Source organism: Brevundimonas sp. (assembly GCF_013823285.1).
GTDB lineage: Bacteria > Pseudomonadota > Alphaproteobacteria > Caulobacterales > Caulobacteraceae > Brevundimonas.
On record NZ_PNLV01000208.1, the window covers coordinates 1 to 485 of the forward strand.

1 protein-coding gene is annotated in these 485 nt (G+C 69.9%); it reads right to left on the reverse strand.

Going from position 1 to position 485, the window contains the following annotated elements; genetic code table 11:
• On the reverse strand, positions 1–485 hold a 485-nt coding region (locus tag C0461_RS14415; RefSeq protein ID WP_292107997.1), incomplete at both ends, for an SIS domain-containing protein.

A 485-nucleotide genomic window follows, 5' to 3' on the forward strand; every position in this document is an offset into this window, starting at 1 on the left:
ACGCGGCCGCGCGCCACGCCCGCCGCCAGGGCCAGCGACAGCAGGGCCGCCACCTGGGCGGTGAAGGCCTTGGTGGAGGCCACGCCGATCTCCGGGCCCGCCCAGGTGGGCCACATGGCCCGGGCTTCGCGCGCCATGGACGAGGTGTGGACGTTGACCACCGCCGCGGTGTCGAACCCTTGCGCCTTGCACCAGGTCAGGCTGGCCAGGGTGTCGGCAGTTTCCCCCGACTGGCTGACCGCCACCACAAGGGTGCCGGGCGTCAGGGCCGGGCTGCGGTAACGGAACTCGGACGCGATCTCCACGTCACAGGGCACGCCGGCCAGCCGTTCAAAGGCGTAGCGGGCGATTTCACCGGCGTAGAAGGCGGTGCCGCAGGCCACGATCTGGATGCGGCTGATCCTGGTGAGGTCGATGGCGTTCTGGGGTTTCACCTTCTGCGCAACCAGATCCAGATAGGCCGACAGGGTGTGCTGGACGCTGTC